The sequence below is a fragment of the Oribacterium sp. genome, from assembly GCF_057249185.1.
Genome location: NZ_DBHIGR010000160.1, coordinates 1 through 5017, shown reverse-complemented (window position 1 = coordinate 5017; position 5017 = coordinate 1). Strand labels below are relative to the sequence as shown.

General features: G+C 44.7%; 5 protein-coding genes and 1 pseudogene. All 6 read left to right on the top strand.

Annotated features, from left to right (window positions below; translation table 11 throughout):
* Positions 1-203: hypothetical protein (locus ACO4PX_RS08505; RefSeq protein ID WP_485572277.1), on the top strand; the 203-nt coding region annotated here is incomplete at its 5' end.
* A gap of 138 nt (positions 204-341) precedes the next feature.
* Positions 342-836, top strand: coding sequence for a MarR family transcriptional regulator (locus ACO4PX_RS08500; protein WP_007157587.1), 495 nt, complete (start codon positions 342-344; stop codon positions 834-836).
* Between the two features lie 269 nt (positions 837-1105).
* Positions 1106-3244, top strand: coding sequence for a protein translocase subunit SecD (secD, locus tag ACO4PX_RS08495; protein ID WP_485572276.1), 2139 nt, complete (start codon positions 1106-1108; stop codon positions 3242-3244).
* Positions 3245-3278: 34 nt separating this feature from the next.
* Entirely contained in the window at positions 3279-4451 is a 1173-nt protein-coding gene (gene tgt, locus ACO4PX_RS08490) for a tRNA guanosine(34) transglycosylase Tgt (protein WP_314833763.1), read from the top strand.
* Positions 4452-4495: 44 nt separating this feature from the next.
* On the top strand, positions 4496-4768 hold the full coding sequence (gene yajC / locus ACO4PX_RS08485; protein WP_156778158.1) for a preprotein translocase subunit YajC: 273 nt from the start codon (positions 4496-4498) through the stop codon (positions 4766-4768).
* Positions 4769-4872: 104 nt separating this feature from the next.
* Positions 4873-5017: pseudogene (locus ACO4PX_RS08480) on the top strand (D-alanine--D-alanine ligase A); the annotation flags it as partial.

The window sequence follows — 5017 nt, the reverse complement described above, 5'->3', positions numbered from 1 at the left end:
ACCGTGGTGAAGGCGGAATTGACCTTTGCAGTGCAGTAGGGCTTTATGCACTACTGAGGAAAAGAAGACGCAATAATAGTTGCAATGGTTTTCCTACAGTGCCGACTGAAAGCGGAAGCGTGCCCGAAGAGGAAGCCTGTACCCCGGAAATGCGTAGCATAATTACCCTTACAATCTTCAGAATTTTGAAGATGAACCATTAAAACCCCTTATATAAAATCATTTTATTAATAAGTTTTGAAATTTTATAGAAAAATTCCTTATACCCTATAGGCAAATACAAGATTTTCTGTTAAAGTTTAACAAGTCACAGTTTATTTATTTCAAGAAGAGAGAATGCTATGTTTAGTGAATCGATTATTGAGTTGTACAACAAGTTTCGAATTTATTTTTATATGCAGGTGTTTGCGAAATTCGAAAAGAGAGAGGCCAGTCTGACCACTGTAGAAAGCTATAGCATTGAATGTATCAAGGCTCTGGGAGAGCCGACGGTACAGGAATTTGCCATTATGATGGGAATTTCCGCTCCTAATGCCGCCTATAAGGTGAATGCCTTAGTGCAGAAAGGCTACATCGAGAAAATTCAGGATGAAAATGATCGAAGAGAGTTCCACCTTCGTCCCACGAAGAAGTTTTGGGATTATTACAATGTTTCCTACAGTTATGTAAAGACTGTAGAAGCTCGTTGTAAGAAGCGTTTCAGTAAGGAGGATTTGGCAAAGTTTGAAGAGATGGTAAAGATTATTACCACAGAGCTTATGCCTGAGCTGGATACTAGGAAATTTACCAAAACAGGATTTGAAAACCACGTCAGCATCGGTGAAGTGGAAGAGTAAAAGCAACGGAAGAATCGAAAAAGTCCCCTTGGCCAAGAAGGCCTTGGGGATATTTTTTTGAAAAAATCCCGCATTTCTAGGAAAGGAATTGCCTTTTTTCTTGCGAGCAGGGTGAGCCTATGATAATATAAATCGGTATATGCCCGAGTGATGGGAGTAACCGGAAAACTTCGGAGAAAACAGGGATAAGGGCGAGATCTGGTGAAACATTTTTCCTTTTCCGGAGGAGAAAAGCGTTTCACCAAATTCGATTGTAAAGGAAGTAGAAGATGAACAAGAAATCAAATGCAGTGCTACGGCTTATAGGAATCCTCCTGCTGACCATAGCTTTTTGCGTTTTGGGTTACCTGAATGCAAAAAACATTAAGCTGGGATTGGACCTGAACGGTGGTGTGTCCATCACCTACCAAACCGTGGAAGAGAATCCTACCGCCGAGCAGATGAGTGACACGGTGTATAAGCTTCAAATGAAGGCTCAGAGCTATTCCACAGAAGCACAGGTATATCAGGAAGGAAAGAATCGTATCAATATTGATATTCCCGGAGCTACCGATGCCAATGAAATTTTGGCAGAGCTTGGAGAGCCGGGTACCCTGCAGTTTGCGGATGAGGATGGCAATGTTCTTCTTACCGGTGATGATGTAAAAACAGCTACTGCGGGAATGACCAACCAGAACAACAATCGTGAATATGTGATTGAGCTGCATTTCACAGAGGCAGGTGCGGCAAAATTTGCGGAAGCCACTAAGAACAATGTGGGAAAGCGTATCTTCATTATCTATAACAATGAAGTCATTTCTTCTCCAAATGTTAAAGAAGCGATTACCGGCGGACAGGCCAGCATCAGTCCCATCGAAAGCTATGAGCAGGCGCAGAAGATTGCCTCTACCATTCGTATCGGTGCTTTGCCGGTTAGCCTGACAGAGCTTCGGTCCAATGTAATCGGTGCTACCTTGGGTGCGGAAGCGATTTCCACCTCTTTGCAGGCTGCGGCTATCGGTATTGCATTGGTTATGCTTTTTATGCTTTGTGTTTATCGTATCCCCGGTCTTGCGGCATCTTTGGCTCTTTTCATGTATGTGGGGCTGGAAATGGTGCTGATGCAGGCCTTTGAAGTTACCCTGACTTTACCGGGTATTGCCGGAATTATTCTATCCATCGGTATGGCGGTGGACGCCAACGTTATTATCTTCACCCGAATCAAGGAAGAAATTGGTGCCGGAAATTCCGTGGATAAGGCAATTAAGGCAGGATTTGAAAAGGCCTTGTCTGCAATTTTGGACGGTAACATCACTACTTTGATTGCGGCGGCAGTGCTGTATATCCGTGGTTCAGGAACCGTAAAGGGCTTTGCAACCACCTTGGCCATCGGTATTATCATTTCTCTGATTACTGCACTTTTTGTAACCAGAGGATTATTAACTGCTTTTTTCGCTTTGGGAGCGACAAACCCCAAGCTCTACGGTATTAAGAAGGAAACCAAGGTAATCAACTTTATCGGTTTCAGAAGAATTGCCTACAGCATTTCTTCCTTAGTAATTATTGTGGGATTCATTTTCCTGGCAATGAATAAGAAAAATACCGGAGATATCTTTAACTATGACCTGGACTTTAAGGGAGGTTCCTCCACTACAATTACCTTCGATAAGGATTTGTCCATGAAGGAGATAGATAGTGAGGTGATTCCTCTGTTTACCGCGGCTACCGGGGGAAATGCTTCCACCCAGGCTGCTAAGGTTGCGGGAACCAATGAGGTTATTATTAAGACCAGAACCATGACCACCGAGGAACGAACTAAGCTGTATGACAGTCTTCAGGAGAAGTTCTCCATTTCCGAGGATAAGATTGTTACCGAGAACATTTCCGGTGCGGTTTCCACAGAAATGAAGAAGGATGCGGTTTGGGCTTTGCTGATTGCTATCTTCTGTATGCTGATTTATATCTGGATTCGATTCAGAGACATTAAGTTTGCATCCGCTTCCGTAATGGCTTTGGCTCATGACGTATTGATTACCGTTACTTTCTATGCGGTACTTCGTTGGGCGGTGGGCTCTAACTTTATTGCCTGCATCTTAACCATCGTAGGATATTCCATTAACGCTACCATCGTTATCTTTGACCGTATCCGTGAGAATTTACACAACGGTACCAAGAAGAAGGGCTTGGAATATGTGGTAAATGAGGCGATTTCCAGTACGGTAACCCGTTCTATCAATACCTCACTGACTACCTTTATTTCCGTATTTGTGCTCTACATCTTCGGTGTAAGCTCCATTCGAGATTTCACCCTGCCCTTGATGGTGGGTATTGTAGCCGGCGCTTGGTCTTCCGTATGTATCGCAGGACCGCTTTGGTTTGATTTTGTGATTCTTTCCAAGAGAAAGAAGGAACAGCTTAGCAAGAAATAGTAAAGGAAAAGGGGTGACTATGGCAGCTGCCAAAATGAAATATGAAATCAAAGGGCAGTGCGGAAGAGCCAAGTCTGCCCATGTGGAAACCGTCCATGGTGTGATAGAAACCCCGGTCTTTATGAATGTGGGTACTGTGGCAGCCATCAAGGGTGGGGTATCCACGGATGATCTTCGTCTGGTGCATACACAGGTGGAGTTGTCCAATACCTATCATCTCCATGTGCGAACCGGAGACAAGGTTATCCGGGAGCTGGGAGGCTTACACAGGATGATGAATTGGGACAAGCCCATCCTTACCGATTCCGGCGGTTTTCAGGTTTACAGCCTGGCCAAAACCGGAAGAAAAATTCGGGAAGAAGGGGTGGAATTCCGCTCCCATATTGATGGAAGAAGGATTTTTATGGGTCCGGAGGAATCCATGCAGATTCAGTCCAACTTGGGTTCTACCATTGCCATGGCCTTTGACGAGTGTCCGCCGGCCTTGGCGGAGCGGGATTATATTCTTCCTTCCGTGGAGAGAACCACCCGTTGGCTTCTTCGGTGTCAGGCGGAGATGGATCGTCTGAACAGCCTGGAGGATACCCTGAATCCCAAGCAGATTCTCTTCGGGATTAATCAGGGAGGGGTTTTGGAAGATATTCGTATCGACCATGCCAAGCGTATTACGGAGCTGGATTTGGAAGGCTATGCGGTTGGAGGTCTGGCTGTAGGAGAAAGCCATGAGGATATGTACCGGATTTTGGATGCGGTGGTTCCTCATTTGCCAAGACATAAGCCTACTTACCTTATGGGGGTAGGAACTCCGGAAAATATGATTCAGGCTGTGGATCGAGGAATTGACTTTTTTGATTGTGTATTTCCCAGCAGAAACGGAAGACATGGTCATGTGTATCATGCCACCGGAAAGCTGAATCTTTGGAATCTGGCTTATGAAAAGGATATGCGCCCCATTGAAGAGGGCTGTGACTGCCCGGCTTGTAAGGGGATTCGAAAAGAGGACGGAACGTATACCGGCGGCTATTCCAGAGCCTATATCCGCCATCTTTTAAAGGCGAAGGAAATACTGGGAATGCGGCTTTGTGTTTTACATAATCTTTCCTATTACAATCGCCTGATGGTGGAGATGCGTAACGCCATCCGGGAAAATCGTTGGGAAAGCTGGAAGACGGAAGCCCTATATAAACTAAAAATACAAAACTCCTAAGGGAGACGATTTGACAGAAGAAAAGGAGATGCATTATGGCAGGAATGGGAGCAGTAGGTTGGATTATTTATGCGGTAGTGATTATTGCCATGTTCTATTTTTTGGGTGTTCGTCCTCAGCAGCAGGAAAAGAAAAAACTGCAGGATTTGATGAGCTCCCTTGCTGTGGGGGATACGGTTCTTACCAGTTCCGGATTTTACGGTGTCATCATTGACCTTACCGAGGATACGGTAATCGTAGAGTTCGGCGGAAACAAGAACTGTCGTATTCCGATGCAGAAGACAGCTATCGTTCAGATTGAAAAGGCTTCCAACTAAGGCTTTGATCGGGAGAAGAGCAGGCTTTGTTTTAAGCTTTTAAAATACTGATTCTTCTATTTGGGAAGAATAAGAAGTTTTACAAAATAGAAAGAAGGAAAAAGATGAGGAAGACCCTGGTTTTACTTTTTGGGGGACAGTCTACAGAGCATGAGGTATCCTGCCGCTCTGTGCTCACGATTAAGCGGGCGGTAAATCAAGAAAAGTACAAGGTGCTTTGTATCGGTATTACGAAATCCGGGGAATGGA